The following is a 335-nucleotide window of genomic DNA, read 5'->3' as shown; positions in this document are numbered from 1 at the left end:
TTTGGTCAAGGGTGCATCCGGGCAGGCCGTTCAATGTATGAATTTGATGTTCGGTTTAGATGAGACGACCGGTTTGATGCACGTACCTGTGCTGCCATGAATAGTAAAAAATCAAAGTAACCCGGTATGAGAGGAAGAGGTCTTATATGTTCAACCGCAAAGTAAAAAATGCCATCGAGAGTCTGATCGGTGCATCGACAACAATTCAAGGCGATGTACATTTCAAGGGCGGTCTGCGTATTGACGGCCACATCAAGGGAAATGTTGTCGCAGAGGAGGGATCGATGGCAATGCTGGAGATTTCCGACAATGCGCGGGTGGAGGGCGAAATACGG

Annotated in this window: 1 protein-coding gene; it reads left to right on the top strand. The window is 48.4% G+C overall.

The window, feature by feature from the left end; translation table 11 throughout:
- Positions 1-146: 146 nt before the first annotated feature.
- Positions 147-335: bactofilin family protein (locus tag ACVBEF_RS21385; RefSeq protein WP_447125903.1), on the top strand; the 189-nt coding region annotated here is incomplete at its 3' end.

Source organism: Glaciimonas sp. GG7 (assembly GCF_052976905.1).
This window is presented reverse-complemented; position numbering and strand designations above follow the sequence as displayed.